This window comes from Knoellia terrae, from assembly GCF_048606435.1.
GTDB classification, from domain to species: domain Bacteria; phylum Actinomycetota; class Actinomycetes; order Actinomycetales; family Dermatophilaceae; genus Knoellia; species Knoellia terrae.
The window spans coordinates 115,426-132,675 of sequence record NZ_JBMBWH010000003.1; the positions used below are offsets into that span (position 1 = coordinate 115,426).

Annotated in this window: 13 protein-coding genes and 1 tRNA gene; 9 read left to right on the plus strand and 5 right to left on the minus strand. The window is 65.8% G+C overall.

Annotation, left to right across the window (positions count from 1 at the left end; genetic code table 11):
• The first annotated feature begins 133 nt into the window (after positions 1-133).
• Positions 134-910 (plus strand): hypothetical protein, encoded by a 777-nt coding sequence (locus ACOJV9_RS05735; protein WP_420184232.1) that lies wholly within the window; start codon positions 134-136, stop codon positions 908-910.
• 703 nt (positions 911-1,613) lie between these two features.
• Here ACOJV9_RS05735 and ACOJV9_RS05740 read toward each other — a convergent pair.
• From ACOJV9_RS05740 to ACOJV9_RS05750, 3 genes are all read right to left on the minus strand, one after another.
• Positions 1,614-1,961: a hypothetical protein gene (locus tag ACOJV9_RS05740; protein ID WP_420184233.1), complete on the minus strand. Its 348-nt coding sequence runs from the start codon at positions 1,959-1,961 to the stop codon at positions 1,614-1,616.
• A gap of 227 nt (positions 1,962-2,188) precedes the next feature.
• Entirely contained in the window at positions 2,189-3,781 is a 1,593-nt protein-coding gene (locus tag ACOJV9_RS05745; protein WP_420184234.1) for a reverse transcriptase domain-containing protein, read from the minus strand.
• Between the two features lie 321 nt (positions 3,782-4,102).
• Complete coding sequence (locus tag ACOJV9_RS05750; protein ID WP_420184235.1) at positions 4,103-5,254, minus strand: hypothetical protein; 1,152 nt, start codon at positions 5,252-5,254, stop codon at positions 4,103-4,105.
• Positions 5,255-5,623: 369 nt separating this feature from the next.
• Between ACOJV9_RS05750 and ACOJV9_RS05755 the strand changes: the two genes are divergently transcribed.
• The 6 genes from ACOJV9_RS05755 to ACOJV9_RS05780 all read left to right on the plus strand — a co-directional run bounded on the left by ACOJV9_RS05755 (position 5,624) and on the right by ACOJV9_RS05780 (position 11,873).
• Positions 5,624-6,691, plus strand: coding sequence for a CHAT domain-containing protein (locus ACOJV9_RS05755; protein ID WP_420184236.1), 1,068 nt, complete (start codon positions 5,624-5,626; stop codon positions 6,689-6,691).
• Between the two features lie 194 nt (positions 6,692-6,885).
• On the plus strand, positions 6,886-7,500 hold the full coding sequence (locus tag ACOJV9_RS05760; RefSeq protein ID WP_420184237.1) for a hypothetical protein: 615 nt from the start codon (positions 6,886-6,888) through the stop codon (positions 7,498-7,500).
• A 235-nt stretch (positions 7,501-7,735) separates the two neighbouring features.
• On the plus strand, positions 7,736-8,146 hold the full coding sequence (locus ACOJV9_RS05765) for a hypothetical protein (RefSeq protein ID WP_420184238.1): 411 nt from the start codon (positions 7,736-7,738) through the stop codon (positions 8,144-8,146).
• A 252-nt stretch (positions 8,147-8,398) separates the two neighbouring features.
• Entirely contained in the window at positions 8,399-8,644 is a 246-nt protein-coding gene (locus ACOJV9_RS05770; RefSeq protein WP_420184239.1) for a hypothetical protein, read from the plus strand.
• A gap of 1,212 nt (positions 8,645-9,856) precedes the next feature.
• A complete protein-coding gene (locus ACOJV9_RS05775; protein WP_420184240.1) occupies positions 9,857-10,873 on the plus strand; it encodes a S1 family peptidase in 1,017 nt (338 codons plus the stop codon).
• Positions 10,874-11,384: 511 nt separating this feature from the next.
• The gene (locus tag ACOJV9_RS05780; protein WP_420184241.1) at positions 11,385-11,873 is read left to right on the plus strand and encodes a DUF4760 domain-containing protein; all 489 of its coding nucleotides are present in this window, start codon (positions 11,385-11,387) and stop codon (positions 11,871-11,873) included.
• A 61-nt stretch (positions 11,874-11,934) separates the two neighbouring features.
• Here ACOJV9_RS05780 and ACOJV9_RS05785 read toward each other — a convergent pair whose 3' ends face one another.
• Positions 11,935-14,583 carry a hypothetical protein gene (locus ACOJV9_RS05785; RefSeq protein ID WP_420184242.1) on the minus strand — a complete coding sequence of 883 codons (2,649 nt, stop codon included), beginning with the start codon at positions 14,581-14,583 and terminating at the stop codon, positions 11,935-11,937.
• Positions 14,584-14,854: 271 nt separating this feature from the next.
• Between ACOJV9_RS05785 and ACOJV9_RS05790 the strand changes: the two genes are divergently transcribed.
• Complete coding sequence (locus ACOJV9_RS05790) at positions 14,855-15,223, plus strand: hypothetical protein (RefSeq protein ID WP_420184243.1); 369 nt, start codon at positions 14,855-14,857, stop codon at positions 15,221-15,223.
• Between the two features lie 496 nt (positions 15,224-15,719).
• Here the strand turns inward: ACOJV9_RS05790 and ACOJV9_RS05795 are convergent.
• A tRNA-Leu gene (locus ACOJV9_RS05795) sits at positions 15,720-15,804 on the minus strand.
• Between the two features lie 103 nt (positions 15,805-15,907).
• Between ACOJV9_RS05795 and ACOJV9_RS05800 the strand changes: the two genes are divergently transcribed.
• Positions 15,908-17,236 carry a M20/M25/M40 family metallo-hydrolase gene (locus ACOJV9_RS05800; RefSeq protein WP_420184244.1) on the plus strand — a complete coding sequence of 443 codons (1,329 nt, stop codon included), beginning with the start codon at positions 15,908-15,910 and terminating at the stop codon, positions 17,234-17,236.
• The last annotated feature ends 14 nt before the right edge of the window (positions 17,237-17,250 follow it).

Genomic DNA, 17,250 nt, shown 5'->3' on the forward strand with positions numbered 1-17,250 from the left:
AAGCACCTTCACTACGACGTTCTGACGGGGCGTCCCTTCGTAGAAGTACCTGGTCCCAAACTCGTAGACATGTTCGGTGGGCGCGCAATGGCCCACGGTCAACCCGTCCGAGGATCGTGCCGATACCAAGGACATGAGCAACAACGACCAAACCAGCCGCCAGCAAGAACCACCACCGCCCGCGAAGTTGTGGCGCTTAGACACCTTTCCAGGCATCCTGCCCGCACTGCCCCATGGTGAACTCACCCTCATCCTCTTCAGGGCGTCCACATCATCTGCGGCATGGTGGGGCATCGTGGGGCGCCTTATCGAGGACGCCCTCAATGCAGGCCAACGCGTCGATCTTGTCCGCGTCGACGGCGTCATGAACGATGACCTGCGTGCGATGATTGACTGGAACGACGGCTCAGGACTGCTCCACGTAATCGACGACACCGACCTCGACGTCATGCCGTGGCACCAAGAATTGCGACCTCACACCTACCAGTGCAAGGTCCCCACCCTCCACAATGTCAACGCAGTACTAGGGCCCCTCAAGTCCAACCCCCGGCCCAGCATGCTCATCCTCGACCACTTCCAGCGGGCCCGTCCCTGGCGCGGCGAAGGCCCCCCAACGTACCCGGACGGGGTGAACCTCCCACCCAGCCCCGTCGACGAAGACCGAGCCGCACAAGTTCACGCCTACGCCCGCTACCGGAAGGACGCTCCCACAGTTGTCGTGTGGCATGGCGAGCACGTAACCCGCCGGGACACCGTCGACCCGCTCCTACTCGATACTCGGCTCATCATCGAACCCGCCATCGACGCTCAGGGCATGGGATATGCCCGCGCCCTCGTACGTAATGACCTGATCAACCAGCGACGAGCGGACATTGCAAAGTATGTTCGCCGTCCGGGCGCGGGGACATAACCAAGGCTGCATCAGCCAGCGTTATGGAACACCACGACTGATCACTGACCGCGCCAGAGGTGCCGCGACATTCATTATGTCGGAGGCGCGTCTGCGTGTTCTGTCCAGCCCGCTCAAACGGCGCGCTGTTGGAGCCCGCATGTGGCCGCTACGACTGCCGGGCCTGATCTACGTGAATGGTTCTGTCGGAGTGCTGCCCTGCCGATACATAGGCCCCCGAACGCCAAGCGCAATTGCCGCTGGTCGAGGCGCTGCTCAGACGTAACCGAGGCCTCTGTACGGCGCGGGGCCCGACTCGATATGTGCAAGGCGTCCTTGGGTTGCCAACTCATTTCTCAGCCCCGACCCAACAATCCATAGTGCTGACGAGCAGGACCGACGGATCGCGATGGCCCTGCTAATGCGCGTCGTGACAGATGCGAGCCGGCAGCGGCTACATGACGCAGGGTGCCACGTCGCAGCACCGCCGCTAAGCGTGCGTCTTATCGCCCACTGTGGGCACCCCAATCCGCCCAGATAGGGCGCGCCCGCGACCCGCCGCCAACCGCCCACAGTGCCCTGCGCTGGCCGCGCCGCGGCCCGGCGACCACGGCGTCTGGCGGCCAGAATGGGGAGGGTCATCCGGCTTACCGATGCTCCGGTGGGCGGCTCAAGGGACTGGCGAGAAGTCGGCCCTTGGGGAATGTAATCGGGGCAGGTCCAGTCACGGCGTAGACGGTGAGGTGGCGGCATCAATCTCTAGGATGAGATCCCGGCAAGCCTTGGCCGCTGCCAATAGGTCGCGCTCCTCAAGGACAATCTGGTCGTTTGTCACGGCAATTCCAGTGCGATTGATTTTTGTCATGGTGGACGATCGGCCCTTCTGCTGCCGACGAGTAAGAGTCCCCAGACCATGTGCGACTGCATTCCTGGCTTCAGCTAAGCCCTCTATTTGCAGCCAATTGGGCGAGATCGTGTGCCACTTTTTGAAGGCGTCCTTCTGCGCCTCCCAAGTCCTGGTCACGTCGATCGCTACTTGTTCCCAAACTTTGCCGCGCACGGGGTCAGCCATTGGGTCGACGGCACGTTCGGTGTGGTCAATCAAGCGATCCGCGCAGTATGCCTCCGTGATAGAAAGCAGTCGCAGTAGCGTTGCCTGACGCTGGACCTGCCGGGGATCCGGCCCCCCAACAGCGAGACGGCGGCTGACCCGAATTGCAGGTCGGTAGCTGGCTAGCGCCTTTTGATGCATCCCGAGGGTCTGAAACAAGAGGCGTGTCGCGTCCTCAGCCCGCGCGCTTAGGACTGCTGGAACCACGATCGTGCCACCTCAATCACCATCTGGTCCAAGCGATCTTCCCTATTGGCCTCGGCCTGTGACTCGTCCATCAGTGCGAGGCTCCACAACATGAGTGGCCGCCACGATGGACCAACTCGATCTAGCGCGCCGACGACCACGAGCTCCTCGGACAGCCCCAGCCTGCCAAGGGCAGCAGCCGCTGTGGCTGCGAGCGCGGGAGCGCCTTCCCGAACGCTCTCGACGAGCCAGGCATAGTGCTCATGCCGGGTTGTAGATCGTCGGATGCTGCCTGCCGCGTCGACGAGCCACATCTTCTGCCAAGTGCTGAAGTTCTCTTCGCGCGAGAGGGCGTCCAGTTGTACGCGGATGGCTGTACGTGCCGCCTTCCCCGTGGCCCCCAGGGCCACGAGGTACTTGGCCGCCTGGGGCGTTAATGCAGGCTCAAATCGCAGAACCGCCGACATGTACTCAAGAGGCTGGGTATTTCCAGCCGCGCCCAAGATTGGCAGAGATCGGCTGAGGAGCGATTCCGTTATTGCCGCGTCTTGGCTGGATTGAACTTCGTCGGATTCATCCTCTTCGAGCCACAACTCCCAAGTGCGAGTTGCAGCACGCACTTGCGCCTCGTCGACGGCATCATCTGTCCGATCTTTGGTATGCGACTCTTGGATCGCGTCGGTGTCTGCTACTCCCTCGATCTCGGAGCCGGACAAACCCAGTGGAGGTTCGACGCTCTCGTCCTCGTCGCTGTAGTCGCTTTCAAAAAAGAGGCGCAAGCCATCGAGTTCCGTGTCCTCGTCAAACAGTCGCCCTTCGGCATCCGAGAATGCCGTGAGCGAGGCTCGGTAGTTGCGCTTCCCATAGGTGTACGTCTTGCTCTCGTTGAGAACCAGGCCCAAGGTCCGCACTTCCGCGGCGCAAGCTTCGAGTGCGTTGCGGGCTGCTCCGAGCGAAGCCGTAGCAATTCGGAAGTCGTCCGAAAACGTGTAGACGTCATAGCCTGCCCGTCGCAGTCGGCGAGCGGCTGGGGCTATATAGGTGTCACCGAGAATATCGCTTGCTTTGTGTACCTGCGGAAGTCCAACTCGTCGCCCCATTATACGCTCAAGAAGGACCATTAAAGCCTCTATTGCTAGAGCCTCTCCTGTCTGCGCGAGTAGTTCATCGTGGAGCAACTCGTGGTCGATGAATTCGTAATATGCTGAGACGTCGGTTTTGCTTATATAGCGCGCATTTGGAGAAGCTAGCGGGGACTCACGGAAGGTGGCAATGGGTGGCCTGTTGACAAGCTCCTGAGGAAGGGATTCTGCGATGAGTGTGACCAAGGCGCGATAGAGCACTCGATCCTCGAGCGATATCTCGCTAATGGGGCGCATGCCCTTTCGGTTCTTGTCGACGAAGACAATTGAGGCGGGGGGTCCCGGCCTTTCGCGCCGGTAGCGACCCTTCAGCCAGCCGGCGATTGCCGGGCCGCGGTCGACCAGGGCCAAGCGATCCCACCGTCTCGGCATCAACCGGTTCGTTGTAGAGAGCTCAGCAGCCGCCGCCGCATCGAGATCCAAGCGTTGCAGCAGAGCGTTCGCGAGCACCATGCCACGGGATCTTGCCATTCAAAAGGCCCAAATTGCCTCGGCTCAAGGATCTTGGCTGCGATTTGGCCGCCGAGCTGCGGCGCGGGACCGGGTCTTGCCGAAGAGCTGGCCCATTCGCAAGCGGGCTCAGGCGCCGCGGCTGGTCGCGTCCATGCCCAGACATCCCATCCAGCTCCGACGCCGATCGACAGCTGCCGCCAGCCTCGAGGGATACAAGGCTTCGCGTCTGCGGCGCCGGCTGATGGGCCGCTCACGCGTCATACAACCGGGGGTGTGGCCGTAGCTGCGTCACACTGCCGCTGCTGGGCGTCCCAAGGGGTGTCAAGGAGTTGGAGCCTCTGCAGGCGAGGAAGTGGCCCCCGACCGCATGATGAGTTGGTCGGCAAGGTCGACGGTGGCGAGATACCACCAGAAGATCCAATCGAGATAGGCCTCGTCGTACTCACGACGCTGATCAGCCTTACTGTGGCGCAGGTCGAACTGGTTGGCGATCTGGAAAAGTGCGCCTTCGTCTCTTGACAGCATTGTTGTTTGGAGGAGCTGACGCCGATCCTCAAGCAGTCGCGCCAGAGCGACGACCGCACTGCGCTTAGCCTCCCGATCGGCGCTTCGAGAGCGGAATAGTGCCACTGCGTGCCGGCGGGCGTCGCGGTCCGCACCTACGGCTTGGACCCGCTCGATCAACGTGTCGCGGCCATCGTCGGTCACGCGGACGAGTCTGCCAACGTCCTCGCCCGCGTCAGCCAACTGCAGATCGATGCCCGCGACGCCGAGGATGCGGTTGACACGCCATCGGTAGAGTTCCTGTCCGACGGAGGTGGAGAAGTCTCCGTAGTGCCAGTGCTGCCAGTACGAGTGGTATGACCGCGACCGCGGCCGCGCAACGAGGTCATGCAAGGCTTCGACCAAGTCGTAGAAGAGGTCAGTGTTGTTTTCCGGGTCCCAACTGTCACGACTCGCTTGGAGCGGCCATAGGTCGGGAACACCCAAGCGCTCGACTAATACCATCGACGGATCCATGCCAAGGTCGGCGTCGCCGGCATCCTCGCAGCCGCCTGGAAAGGTGTGCTCGAAGTAGCCGTGCGCGTGAAGGTCGCGGATTGTTTGCAGAAACCATTCACCCAGCCGGGAAGGGTCGGCAGCAAGCGGCCGAGGCGCATGCCGTTGGCTCCAGTACGGTCGCGGTTGCGCTTGGGTCGGAAAGGTTACCGCGGAGTTGGCGAGCCACTTCAGAACGCCCTTTGAGGAGACGTCATTGGCGCCGGCGTTGGAACCCCAAAAGCCACCTTCCGCAGCAGCGACCCGGGCGAGGTGCTCACGGGCCGCCGTGCCAGTAAATGCCTCCTCCAACAAGAGTTGGGCCCGGTCTTGCCAGTTCTGCGTGCCGAGGTCGGGGGCGTCGCCCAACACCAACGCCTCGGCAGTGAACAGTGTCTGGGGCCAGCGCAGTTCGAGGTTTGCGAGCGGTATCACACGCCAACGGTAACCGCCTACCCAGATCGACCAACTCGAGCTGGCCCAACTTGGCGAATCGCTCTTGTCCGCGTCTCATCGCCGCATAACGCCCAGATTGGGCCTCTGTCGCAGGTCTCTTCGTAGGGCGGCTTCCGAGAGATCTCTGGGCGGGTTGACCCGTGGGTCGAGGTCGTGCGCCTGAGTGCAAGCGCAAGCTGATCAGGCGCAGGTGATGGTCCCAAGATTCGGTCACCTCTCCGGAACCGCGACCACGTCGGCAGCGCTCCATCGGCCGGATCTGTCCGACCCGCTCCATATCCTTTAGGAGGATGACCGGAGTCGTGCACGACCGGCTCCAGACCGCCCGCCGGTCAAGAAAGGGACGCGATGTCGGAGAAGCAGTACCGCGACAAGATCGTGGCGATCAAGAAGCAGCAGGCCACTGACGAGACGAATCGCGGGAAGGCGCGGGCAGCCGCCGGGAAGCATCGCGCCGACGCGGCTAAGGAGCTTCAGAAGATCACGCCGCGCACCAGCGCCAGCATGGCTCGGACCTACCAGCGCAACGCGGAGAACCTGGAGAAGAGGGCTCAGGCCGAGGACAAGAAGGTGACCGCCCTCTCGGTCAAGCTCAGCAAGTCAGCAGGAGACTTGGCAACGGCTGAGGAGAACCTCGCCCGTGAGATCAAGAGTTCGGCGAAGAAGGAGGAGAACAAGAAAAAGGCCGAGGCTCGAACCAGGGAGCAGGCGGATGCTCGGCGTCAGCAGAAGGAGAAGAGTCATGCCCGCGAGATCGCCCGGCTCTCCAGCCCGACGGTGCACTACGTGACGGTTCAGCCGCCGAAGCCAGAGATTCTCCGAGTCCTCTACCTGACCGCCAACCCTGAGATGGACCTCCGAACCGAGGTCGAGGTTCGTGACGTTCAGCAGGCAGTCAAACGTGCGCTACACCGAGATCTCATCAACATCGAGTACCGGCCCGCAGCTACCCCTGAGGACCTACTCGACGGTCTGAACGACGTCCGACCCCACGTTGTCCACTTTTCCGGCCACGCCGGCGATGCCGCGGTCTTGTTCGACAACGCCAGCGTCGACAGCCCCGACGGGCGCGACGTTCCATTTGAGCTGCTGGCTCGTGCCCTTGGCGCCACCGCTGAACCGCCGAAGCTGCTGGTCCTGAATGGCTGCGACACCCTTGACGGAGCCGAGGTCTTGCTTGCGGCGACCCCGGTGATCATCGCAATGGAGACCGAGATCAGCGACCTGGCTGCTAGTGCCTTCGCCGCCAGGTTCTACGCTGCGATTGCCTCAGCGCAGCCGATCGGGCCGGCGCTACGCCAAGGTGCAGTCGTACTGGACCTCATGGGGCTGGACGAGGGTTGGAAGCCCACCCTGCTCTCACGCGACGATCTCGACGTCAACGACTTGGTCTTGGTTCGAGTCGCAGGCGAGTAGAGAAGCCGTGTACGACAAGCGGCCGCGGCCTTCAGGATCCTCTCTATCGGGACGTCGAAGCTGCGTCCTACCGCCGCCTGTCGTCGGGTGTCGATCAACGACGAGGACTGGCTTCACTGCTTTGCAAGTGGCCAAAATGGTGGTCCCGAAGGCATCTGGAGTGGTAGGCAGGGCCGGTGCGGGCTCGTTGGGCGATGGCAGTCGGTGGCTTCACCGCGCTGTTGATCACCCCAGCGTTTGCACTGTCCTACTTCACTGCATACGCCGTGCCGGGCGAGTCACCGAGACCGTGGCTGGCTGTGCTGCAGAACCCGCTAGCTAATGCTGGCCTGTTGGAGCCCGGCTCTATCAGCGTCTACGACAGCTACGGCGTGCTCTACCTCGCGGCCTGGGTGCTGGCCCTGGCCGGGTCGGTGACCCTGGTGCGTTCTCAGTTTGGCCGGGCCGCGCCCTGGCTGCGGCGTGCCTGGGTCGGCGCGCTTGGGTGCCTGGCCCTGGTCGCGGTCGGGATTCTGGGGGACTACGCGATACCCAGCGACGTCGTGGGCAGTGTCGGGTTCGTCCTGACCGGTCTGGGGTTCGTGGGGGCGACCGTCGCGTTTGCGTTCCTGGGATTCGCCCTTCGTCGCTACATCGGTGCCAGCTGGTGGGTGGCATGGTCTGTGGCTGCCCTGGGGGTGGTCTCAGTGTTCGGGGGCATGGTCCTGGTGGGTCACGTCCCCTCCGGGCCCGGCTCCGGGTTCGCCGTGGCCGCGATGGTCGTCGCGGCAAGCCACCGCGCAAGTCGCGTCGCCTCCGTCACGACCTGACTGCCTCGGCACTCCCGCAGGCCGTCACAGATGCGGCTGGCATCCTCGGTCGCCCGGGGTACAGGGCAGCAAGAGCGCGAACGCTGACCCGCGTTACACCGCCGCGTGACAACCTTCCGACGACGGCCCGGTGCCCCTTGGACCGGCGCGTAGTGTCGAAGGCGGTTGCTGTATCTGCCGACGACGGGCAGTCTCGAGCCATCGCCGGATCTCCAAGCGACCTGTAGGGGGCTATATGGATGCCTTTGCCCGCGGATTCGCGGCCGCCGCGGTCCCAGGCCTCCTCAGTGCTGGGATCACAAGGATGCTGATGCGAGCGGTAGCGCTAGTCACTAACACAGGGACGGAGTTCACCCCCCGGGGGTTGGTCATTATCTCCGCTATCTACACCGCCGCGCTGCTCCCTGGCTGCGTGGCTCTTGCTGCAAATCGAAGGCGCTGGCCATGGGTGCTCTTCGGCGGCGGGGTGGCCTTCCTCGGCTACGCCGCGATCGTCATCGGCGTTCAGGAGACAGAGGCTGCTCATGACCTCACGCCCACTCGGTGGGTCATGTTGGTGCTCCTGCTGCTGGCGATGCTCCTTATCTATGCGGCCCAAGCAGTGGTCGCGGCCCGATGGGCGCGCCGCGAGCCCCTGATTGGCTAATCCCCCGAGCAGTGGTCAACGGATGACTCTTCCTGCCACCACCGCCGACTGGGCACCCCCACTGCACGTTTAGCCGCATCGACAAGCGCACAGCGGCGCCCTGCCTTGGCGTGAGGTGAAGCTCGAGGTGCGTCACAGCGCCGCTTGTCCGGCCCGACCTCCGAATGTTCGCCGTCACGATCGTCCGGTCTGAACCGTTGGCCAGGTCGCGAGCGAAGGTGGGCCAAGGAGGTGGGACTAGACAACACCCTAGTGTTCACCTTCATGCTGGAAGTCGTGACCATCAAGTCAGAGATGCTTCGCCTAATCGGCGAGCAGGGCTCGCTGAAGGACTCCGATCTTGCTCGCCTGCTGGGCGTAGCGCATAAACAGGTCAACCAGGCGGCTCGGGGCTTGGCTGCCTCAGGGTTGATCTCTCGGGTTCCTGGACCAGACGGCGTCATCCGCAACCAGCCTGACAGCTGCGGATACAAACGGTCGATGGATGGCGCCCGCTAGACGGATAGCACGCCTTGCCGAGCCGTCACTTGGGCCGAAGCCGAATCTCGGGAGTCTAGGCCCTGGAACACTCGTGCAGCGGGAGCACCTGTGGCAGCTCGGCTTCGAGGAACACCGGCTTCAGGTTGTCCCCGCCGCTAACGTTCCCGAGGCAGGTCTGGTCGGGTGGAACACTGTCGGGCCCATTCCGAACGCACCTGGGCTCTACTGCTTCGTTGGTCAACAGGAGCAAGACGAACTACGAGTCTTCTACGTTGGCATGACGACCCACCTGTGGATGGTCGCGAAAGGGCAGCTCCCCGGCGGTCTCGCTCGCGGTGGCCAGCGATACGGGAGACCTCGGCACGCTGGCGCCACTCGCCAACGTGAACGCTGCAGTCGCTCGTATGTCAGCCAACGGGCGGGTCTTCTCTCACTGGCTGCGCCCAGTAGAGATTCCCGACGCCGGCAAGGCCAGGTCACTCTCCGCGCTGAGGAATCGCGGCTCATCTCGATTTGAGATCTCCGGAACGCCGGCTGGAACCGCGCGTAGGACATCGAGAGACTCCCTTCTCGCACGCCAGCATGGCCAGAATGCCAACCGAGGAAGTCGCGTCACACCGCCGCATGACCCTCGCGACGAGTCATGCTCGAAGGAGCGCCTGACCGTTGCGGTGAGGGCGAGGTCTGCTCACGCAGGTCTTGGAACCGGCGACTTTTGCATGACTCAGTTCAACTCGTGATGAAGAAATGCTATCGGCGGCCACGGAAGACACCTGCCAGAACGACCGTGCCGTAGCTGCCGTGCTCCGCGAGGTGCTGCCCGCCTAACGAGACTCCTGCCCCACCGTGGCCTCTGCCGCGGAGGGAGTAGTCCGGTCATTCGTCGTTGGGGCGAACTTGGATTCGCCCCTGAACGTCCCCAGTGAGCGGCGTAGCAGGATCCCGAGCTTAGGTGGCCCGGAACTATCAATAGGGGGCCTTTCGGGCGAGCCGATTGTTCGCTATCTTCCGAACGGAAGGGGGGCGACGCTCATGCGGATCGCGTACGTCATAGTCCTCGCCGGAGTGCTGGTGGCTACATCGTGCGCGTCCGGAGGGGAGTCCCCACCTGCGTCGACGCCGGCCGCCCCCACCACGGCCGCGCCAGCCAGCCCCACGACCCCGAGTGAGACTCCCAGTCCTTTGACCCCGAGTGGGACGCCCAGTCCTGTGCCGATGACGTGGGCGCAGGTGTTCGACGCTGACGAGGACGCCGTCGTCAAGCTCACTGTCCTGACCTGCGAGGAGGGACAGATGACCGGGAGCGGCTTCCTCGTGGAGCCAGACGTCGTCGTCACCGCTGCCCATGTCGTCGCAGGCGCGGGTGCCATATCTGTGCAGACTCCCGGCGACGATGTCGTCACGGCCGTGGTCCTAGGCACCGACCCCAGCACCGACACTGCACTGGTACGGCTCGAAACGCCTGTCGACGTGACGCCGCTCGAGCTCGCGGAGGAGGTCCCATCCCGCGGCTCTGAGCTCGCTGTCCTCGGATACCCGCTCGGCGCCTACACAGTTCGGATCGCGCGAGGTGTCGTCGCCGGGCTACCTATGCCGGTCGACTACGGCGACCAGCAAGTTGCGCGGGCATTCACTACGGATGCTGCGACCAACGCCGGTAACAGTGGGGGGCCGGTGGTCGATGAACGCGGCATGGTCATCGGCCTGCTCAGCGGGGGCAGGGAGTGGGCTGACGCAGAACAGACGCGCCCCGTCGAAGGCACCAACTACGTTATCCCTATCCCGGACGTCCGGTCCGGAGTCGAGCAGTGGTCGAACCTTGAGGGGACTGACAACGCGGGGTGTGGGAAGGACCCGGACCCCGAGGCGCCGGACCTCGAGCCCAGTCACCCCGCCGACGAGCCGGTGGCCGCGACAATCGCCAACATGCTCAACGCCCACGGCGAAGCGATCAACCGAGGCGACTACGAGTCGGCCTTTGCTATGTTCACGCCGCGTGCCCAGGAGTCACTCGGGGGTCTACGAGCGTGGGGCGACGCCCTAGATCAGTCGTACTGGACAGAGGTGGAGGTGCTCGAAGCGGTCGAAACCGACGTTGGAGCTACAGCCCGCGTCGCGCTCCAAACAGAGGACCTCACAGATAACGGCGAGCGCTGCACCGCCTTCGTCCTCAACTACACCTTCGTGCTCAGCGACTCCGGGCTCCTCATCGATAAGGCGAAGGCCGCCTCGCGGTCCAACTGCTGACGAGAAGCTGCGCTCCGTGCCATCGGGCGTGAGTTCGGGGATGCCGATTGAGGACTGACGCCATTGACCGAGACGCTAGTAACGAGGCCGGGCCGCGGTCGGCCATGAAGACTAGAAGCGCAGCTGGTCCAGCGGTACAGCGACTTCAATTCGATTCAAGACTCCCTGCCCAACAACTCACCCTCGAGGCAGCCGAGGTGACGCTCGCCCCCATTTCGGAGGCGGCGGCAACGTCCGGACATGCCGCCGAGCCGGCAGGGCAGGAACGGCTCTGGCAAAAACTCATGAGCGGGGTCACAATGGCACATGGCCCAGGAGCGCACGCCCAGCACCGGGACGGTCTTCCCCGACCTACGCGGAGATGGCCGCTCGCTTCGCGCGACTTGGTACCAGCGACGCTGCGCCCCCGCTGATCTTGACGAGTCTGCGACCATAGATCACCTCGGATCCATCGCCCTTGAGTCTTCCCGCCAGCACCGCCTTCGAGTCACAGCCTGGCCACGGTAATCGTATGGAGAACTCTGATGTCGCCGCGCTGCTGATCTCATTCTCGGCCTTAGCCGTTAGCCTGGGCACCTTTGTTACAAACAAGAAGCAGGACAAACGGGAACTGTTCCTGCGCGTCCACGAGCGGCTTATCGACCCTGAGATTCAACGTGGCCGAATGCTCCTGTATGAGCGCGTCAAGACGGTCGACGATGCTGCCCGTCTGCACCAGCAGGAGCCGGAGAACTATCAGCTGATCAACCGATCCCTAGGAATGTTTGACATCTTCGCCATGTACGTCCTTCGGGGATACATCGACCGCGAGCTCGCATTGCAGGAATGGGGACACGCCTTCGCCCGTGTCTTTCAACGGGCACTCCCTTTCATTGAGTATCGCCTTGGCAGCCAAACGTGGACAACCTGGACCCATCTCCGTGTGTTCGGAGACGAAGCGGTCAGATGGCACGAAGCCCGTCTCGCAGAGGATTCATCAAGCCGCACCATCCGGGAATGACGGTTGTTCGCAGACGTCCGCATCTGCCGCTGAGGTCGTGACTTCCAGGGCGTTCACGCGGCTACGGGAACCGTCGGTGGGGGTGGGCGTACCGGTCGTAGTCCGGCGGCCAGAGCACCCCGTACCGGTCCGTACGGCAGCTCAGGCAGACAGATCCAGCGGCTTCGCGCAGGCGTAACGCGACCCGGGCGGTGCCGCCGCAGCCCGCGCAGCGGGCCAGTACCAGCTCCTGGTCGACCCGTTGCCACTCTGGCCCGAATCGGCCGCGGAGCAGCTGGTGGACCGCGCCGCGCTTGCCCATCTGGACGAGGTCGGCGCGACCGGTGTCCGCGACGGCCACGTAGGCGTCACCGACGACGCGGGCCGCATCCTGCAGCCACTTGTGCCCGGGGGGAGGAGCGCCATGGACCGCGGCAATCTGCCGGATGAGGGCAGGGGGTTCCGCCAGCCGTTTGGCCAAAGCAGTCAGGCCGGCGCCGCTCACCGCCGGACCGGCCAGGCGGGGGTGGTGCGGGTCGGCGCCGATCTCGGGGGAGGTCGGATGCATGACGGCCATGACCAACCGTTGCAGCCGAGGGTCGTCGATCAGATGCACCCGAGTGGTGCGCCCTCCCGGGCCGAGCGCCGTCCGGATCTGGCCCAGCCACCGATGCCAGTCGGCGCCGAGGCTGTCCTGTAGGCCGACGCCGCGCCGGAGGTCGTTGACCGCCGCGGTTAGACGGGGCAGGACCTTGGCTGCGGGGCCCCCTTCGTACGTGCCGGTGCTGACCAGCTCCCAGGTGTCGTGACCGTCGTGGATGGCGAGCCGGACGGTGACCTCGACCCGGTGCCGCGGGACGTGATCGGGTTCCTGGAGGACCTCGTGCACGGCGGTGAGTGTGAGCCCTTCGCCCATGAGGTCGCGGGCCACGGCGGATCTGGGATCGGCGAGCGCCCCGAGAAGGTCGATCAGACGCTCGTGGTGGACCCCGGTGGGGTTCGGGGCGAGGGCCACGTCGAGGGCCTTCTGCGCGAGATCGGCGACCGTGCGCAAACGGACCAGCTCCAGCTCGCCGTCGTGGTAGCGCCTGCTCAGGGCGGCCCGGGTGGTGTGTTCTTGGAGGTCGTCGAGGTCCAGCCGGTCGAGGCGACCTTCCTGGACGGCTTCGAGTGCGGCCACTTGCCGGTGCGCCTCGCGTGCGGTGGCGTCGAGTTCGGGGACGGGGGAGTCGGGCGGCGCCAGCCGCGGCAGCGCCAGGTTGGCTGTGAACCCCTGTGCCAGCAGCTGGATCAGGAAGTCGTGTTGGACCGGCGGGATGGGGGCGTGTCGGCTCCGGATGCGGTGGCCGTCCGCCTGCACGAAGTGGTACTGGGGCGGCCCCCGGCGCGCGGACGCCTCCAGGCTGGCCGCACCGCCGTTGAGCTCCACCGGGAGACCGGCGAACACGTGTGCGGGCCCGCTAGGGGCATTGCCGACCTCCGCCAGGTAGTCCCGGATCTCGGCGGGTCGGCCGGGCGCCAACCAGAAGCCTGACGGAGGGAAGACCCCACGGATGGTGCCCGTCTCGCCGTGGCCGCCGGGCATGGCCAGGGTGAAGGTGCCGGTCGCGTACTCGTCGAGGTGATCCAGAATGCTGCGGCACAGGTTCCGGGTCGAGTACCGCAGCGTCGCTTTTGAGGTGTAGTTGATCGTCCAGACCGCGTCGGGTCGGTGCAGGTTGCGCAGCGCCTCGGTGCTGTAGCCGCTGTCGGCCAGGTGTCTGGCACAGCGCACCTGGTCCCACACCTGCCCGTTCTCGTCTCTGGTGCCCAGGTGGGCCAGGAACCAGACGACGAGGCCGGCCTGGTCGGGAGCGGGCGAGCCGTCCGAGAGGAACACCTGGCTGCGGGTGCTCCGCACCAGTACGGGCCGGGGTCGGTAGGAAGGGGTGTCGACGTACAGGTAGCGGGCCTCGCCCGGTTTGAGGGACACGTCGGGCCACTGCTCAGGCCCACCGTCGTCGAAGGCGCCGGGGACCACCGTGGCGGTGGCCGTGCCCGGGGGAGCCGGATTGTTGCCGGCATAGGGGGCCCTCCCATGGAGCATGTGAGGGGCGGTTTTCTGCCTGGCCAGGGCACCGCGCTGCCCGAACCACTTCGCTTCCAGTCGGGCGGCCTGCCCTTGCCGGTACAGGGTCTCTTCGGTCTCGTCGCCGAACTCCTGCATCCGTAAACCGGTGACGGCACCGATGGCAGGAACCCGCCCGGTGTCGACCATCCTGCGCAGCTCGTACACGACCGGACCCATGGCAAAACCGTCCCGCCCGCTGCGGGGCCACTCCCGAGAAAACAGGACCCCGGGCCGGTACTCGGCGAGGACGGACATGGCCAGCCAGTACGCCGCCGGCTGGTGGTACGCGGCGTCGATCTTGGTGCCGCTGCCGGTTTGGAGCGCGATCAGGATCCCTTGCGGGAGCAGGTCGGTGACCACCAGGGTCCAGGTTTTGATGGACCGACCCGTCCGGTTGAGGTCGTCGCTGAGGTGCAGCACGGACTCGTGCTGGAGGCGGCGGGTGAGTTCGGACCGTCCGCCGATGGCGTCAATGGCGGGCATGGCATTGATCCCGAACGTGGTGGCGAAATATTCGACGCTTTCGCACAGGCCCTTGATGGTCGAGGTGATGGCTGGTCCGGAGTGTTCGGCACTGGCGCGGTCGAACAGCAGCAGGCAGGAGTCGTCGATCCGCTCCACCCACCTAGGGTCGGCCCAGTCGGCGATCTGCAGTTCAGGACCCGGTGCGGGCTTCGGTGTGGTGGTGGGAGTCAGCCGGCCGCCGGGGGCCCGCGAAGCCGCCGGTCGACGTCCCGTCCGGGGGCTACTGTCGCGTGTGGTGAGCGTCATTGGATGGCCTTTCTCACTGGTGCGGATCGAGGTACGCGGATGATCAGCCTGCTCCATACTACGGTGGTGGCGTAATGTACTCCGGGTGGGAGAAGGTGGGCTTCGCCCCCTGACATTGGCCGTGCTGCGCCGCTGGATGGGCGGCGGTACCGGCCCGATCGGCGTGCGGACCAGCCCGCAGACGCTGACCCGGCTGCTGGGGTCGCCGTCCGCGAGGGCCGTTCTGGCCGACCCGCCGGGGGTCGAGGTGATCGAGCTGGGCGGGGTCCGGCTGAACCTGACCCTCTCGGGGCACCGCGCGCTGTGGGCCTTGGCCGTGGCCCGGCTCGACCCGTCATGGCCCGCCACCGCCGACGGGTCCGCCACCATCGTTGGCCCCCGCGCGACACCTGCAGTCCACGAGCAGCCGCAGCCCGACCTGGACCGGGCGACCGGCCAGGGCCGCGTCGACCACGGCGTGGAGCTCCACGGCGGCGACACCCGATCCTGACCCGCCGCCGGGGATGGCGTCCACGGCGGGGGAGACGACCTCAAGCCGGGCCGGGCACCGACAGGTCGCCGGTCGTCGAGCAGGCAGTCCTGAAGCGGCCCCGTCGTGTCGCCCGGTGACCAGCCCGCCGGGGACCGCCGCCGTGCCACGCGTGGCCCGCCCATTGGTGATCGGGGAGCCGCTGGCCAGCGGGCGAGCGCGGCGGCTCATCCGAGGCTCCCCGAGGACCAGAGCACCCGGACCCGCCCACCGGCGACCCAGAGCAGCAACGACGCCTCACCCGGCGCGCCCGCGGCCGCCGCGACCAGGCGCGCGCCAACCGGACCGGACAGCCCCATCGCCTCTGAGGCAGCGTCTCTAGGAGCCGGCCAAGGCCCCGGGAAGGGGGGCGAGAAGGCGTCGGGCTCAAACCCGACCATCGGTGCCCGATCGGATTTCAGCGGCCGTACACGTCGGGCGAAGGCCCGGGATTCCGGGGCCTTCGCCCGAGTATCGGTGTCCGAGGGGGGACTTGAACCCCCACCCTCTATACGAGGACTAGCACCTCAAGCTAGCGCGTCTGCCATTTCCGCCACCCGGACGAGGTGGCTGCCTGCTCCGCGGGGCGGTGCCTGCAACGAGCGGGAACTTTACACGGCATACCGGCACAACCGGAAATCGGCTGCGACACCTAGGCTGGACGGCATGACCCAGAGCACGCAGAGCCGGCCCGAGGACGAGGTCGTCAGGATCTGCCAGGACCTCATCCGGATCGACACGTCGAACTACGGTGACGGCTCGGGGCCGGGGGAGCGGGCCGCGGCGGACCACGTGGCCGGGCTGTTCCGCGAGGTCGGGCTGGACCCGGAGATCGTCGAGTCCGACCCCGGTCGGGCCTCGGTCGTCGTGCGGATCCCCGGCGCCGACCGCGAGCGTGGCGGCCTGTGCATCCACGGCCACCTCGACGTCGTGCCGGCCAACGCGGCCGACTGGGAGGTCGACCCCTTCTCCGGCCTCGAGCGGGACGGCTGCATCTGGGGACGCGGCGCCGTCGACATGAAGGACATGGACGCGATGATCATCGCCTGCGTCCGGCACATCGCCCGCGAGGGGATCGTCCCGCCGCGCGACCTCGTCATCGCCCTCTTCGCCGACGAGGAGGCCGGGGGAGTCAAGGGTTCCCACCACCTCGTCGACACCCGCCCCGACCTCTTCGAGGGCGTCACGGAGGCGATCAGCGAGGTGGGCGGCTACAGCGTCACCGTGCCGACGTCCGACGGGGGCGAGAAGCGCGCCTACCTGCTCCAGACCGCCGAGAAGGGCATCGCCTGGATCCGCCTCACCGCGACCGGGCGGGCCGGCCACGGGTCGGTCCCCAACGACGAGAACCCCATCGCCCGTCTGGCAGAGGCCCTGACCCGGCTCGCGGCGCACAAGTGGCCGCGTGAGTTCATCCCGTCGGTCCGCACCCTGCTCGACGGCCTGAGCGAGATCACCGGCGTCCCGTACTCCGACGAGGACCTCGACGAGCTCCTCGACCACCTCGGCGGAGCCCAGGGGTTCGTGCGCGGCACGCTCCAGGACACGAGCAACGCGACGATGCTCGACGCCGGCTACAAGCACAACGTCATCCCGCAGCAGGCGAGCGCCAACGTCGACTGCCGCTTCCTGCCGGGACACGAGGAGGACCTGATGCGCACGATCGCCGACCTCGTCGGCGAGCACGTCACCATCGAGGTCATCCACCGCGACATCGCCCTCGACGCCCCGTTCGAGGGAGCGCTCGTCGACGCCATGGTCGCCGCGCTGCGCTCGGAGGACCCGGACGCCGAGGTCCTGCCCTACTGCCTCTCCGGCGGCACCGACAACAAGGCGCTCTCGCTGCTGGGGATCACCGGCTACGGGTTCGCCCCGCTGCGGCTGCCGGCGGACCTCGACTTCGCGCCGATGTTCCATGGGATCAACGAGCGGGTGCCGACCGAATCGCTGAGGTTCGGCGCGCGCGTGCTCCAGCGTCTCATCGAGACCTGCTGACCCGCACCGCCCGG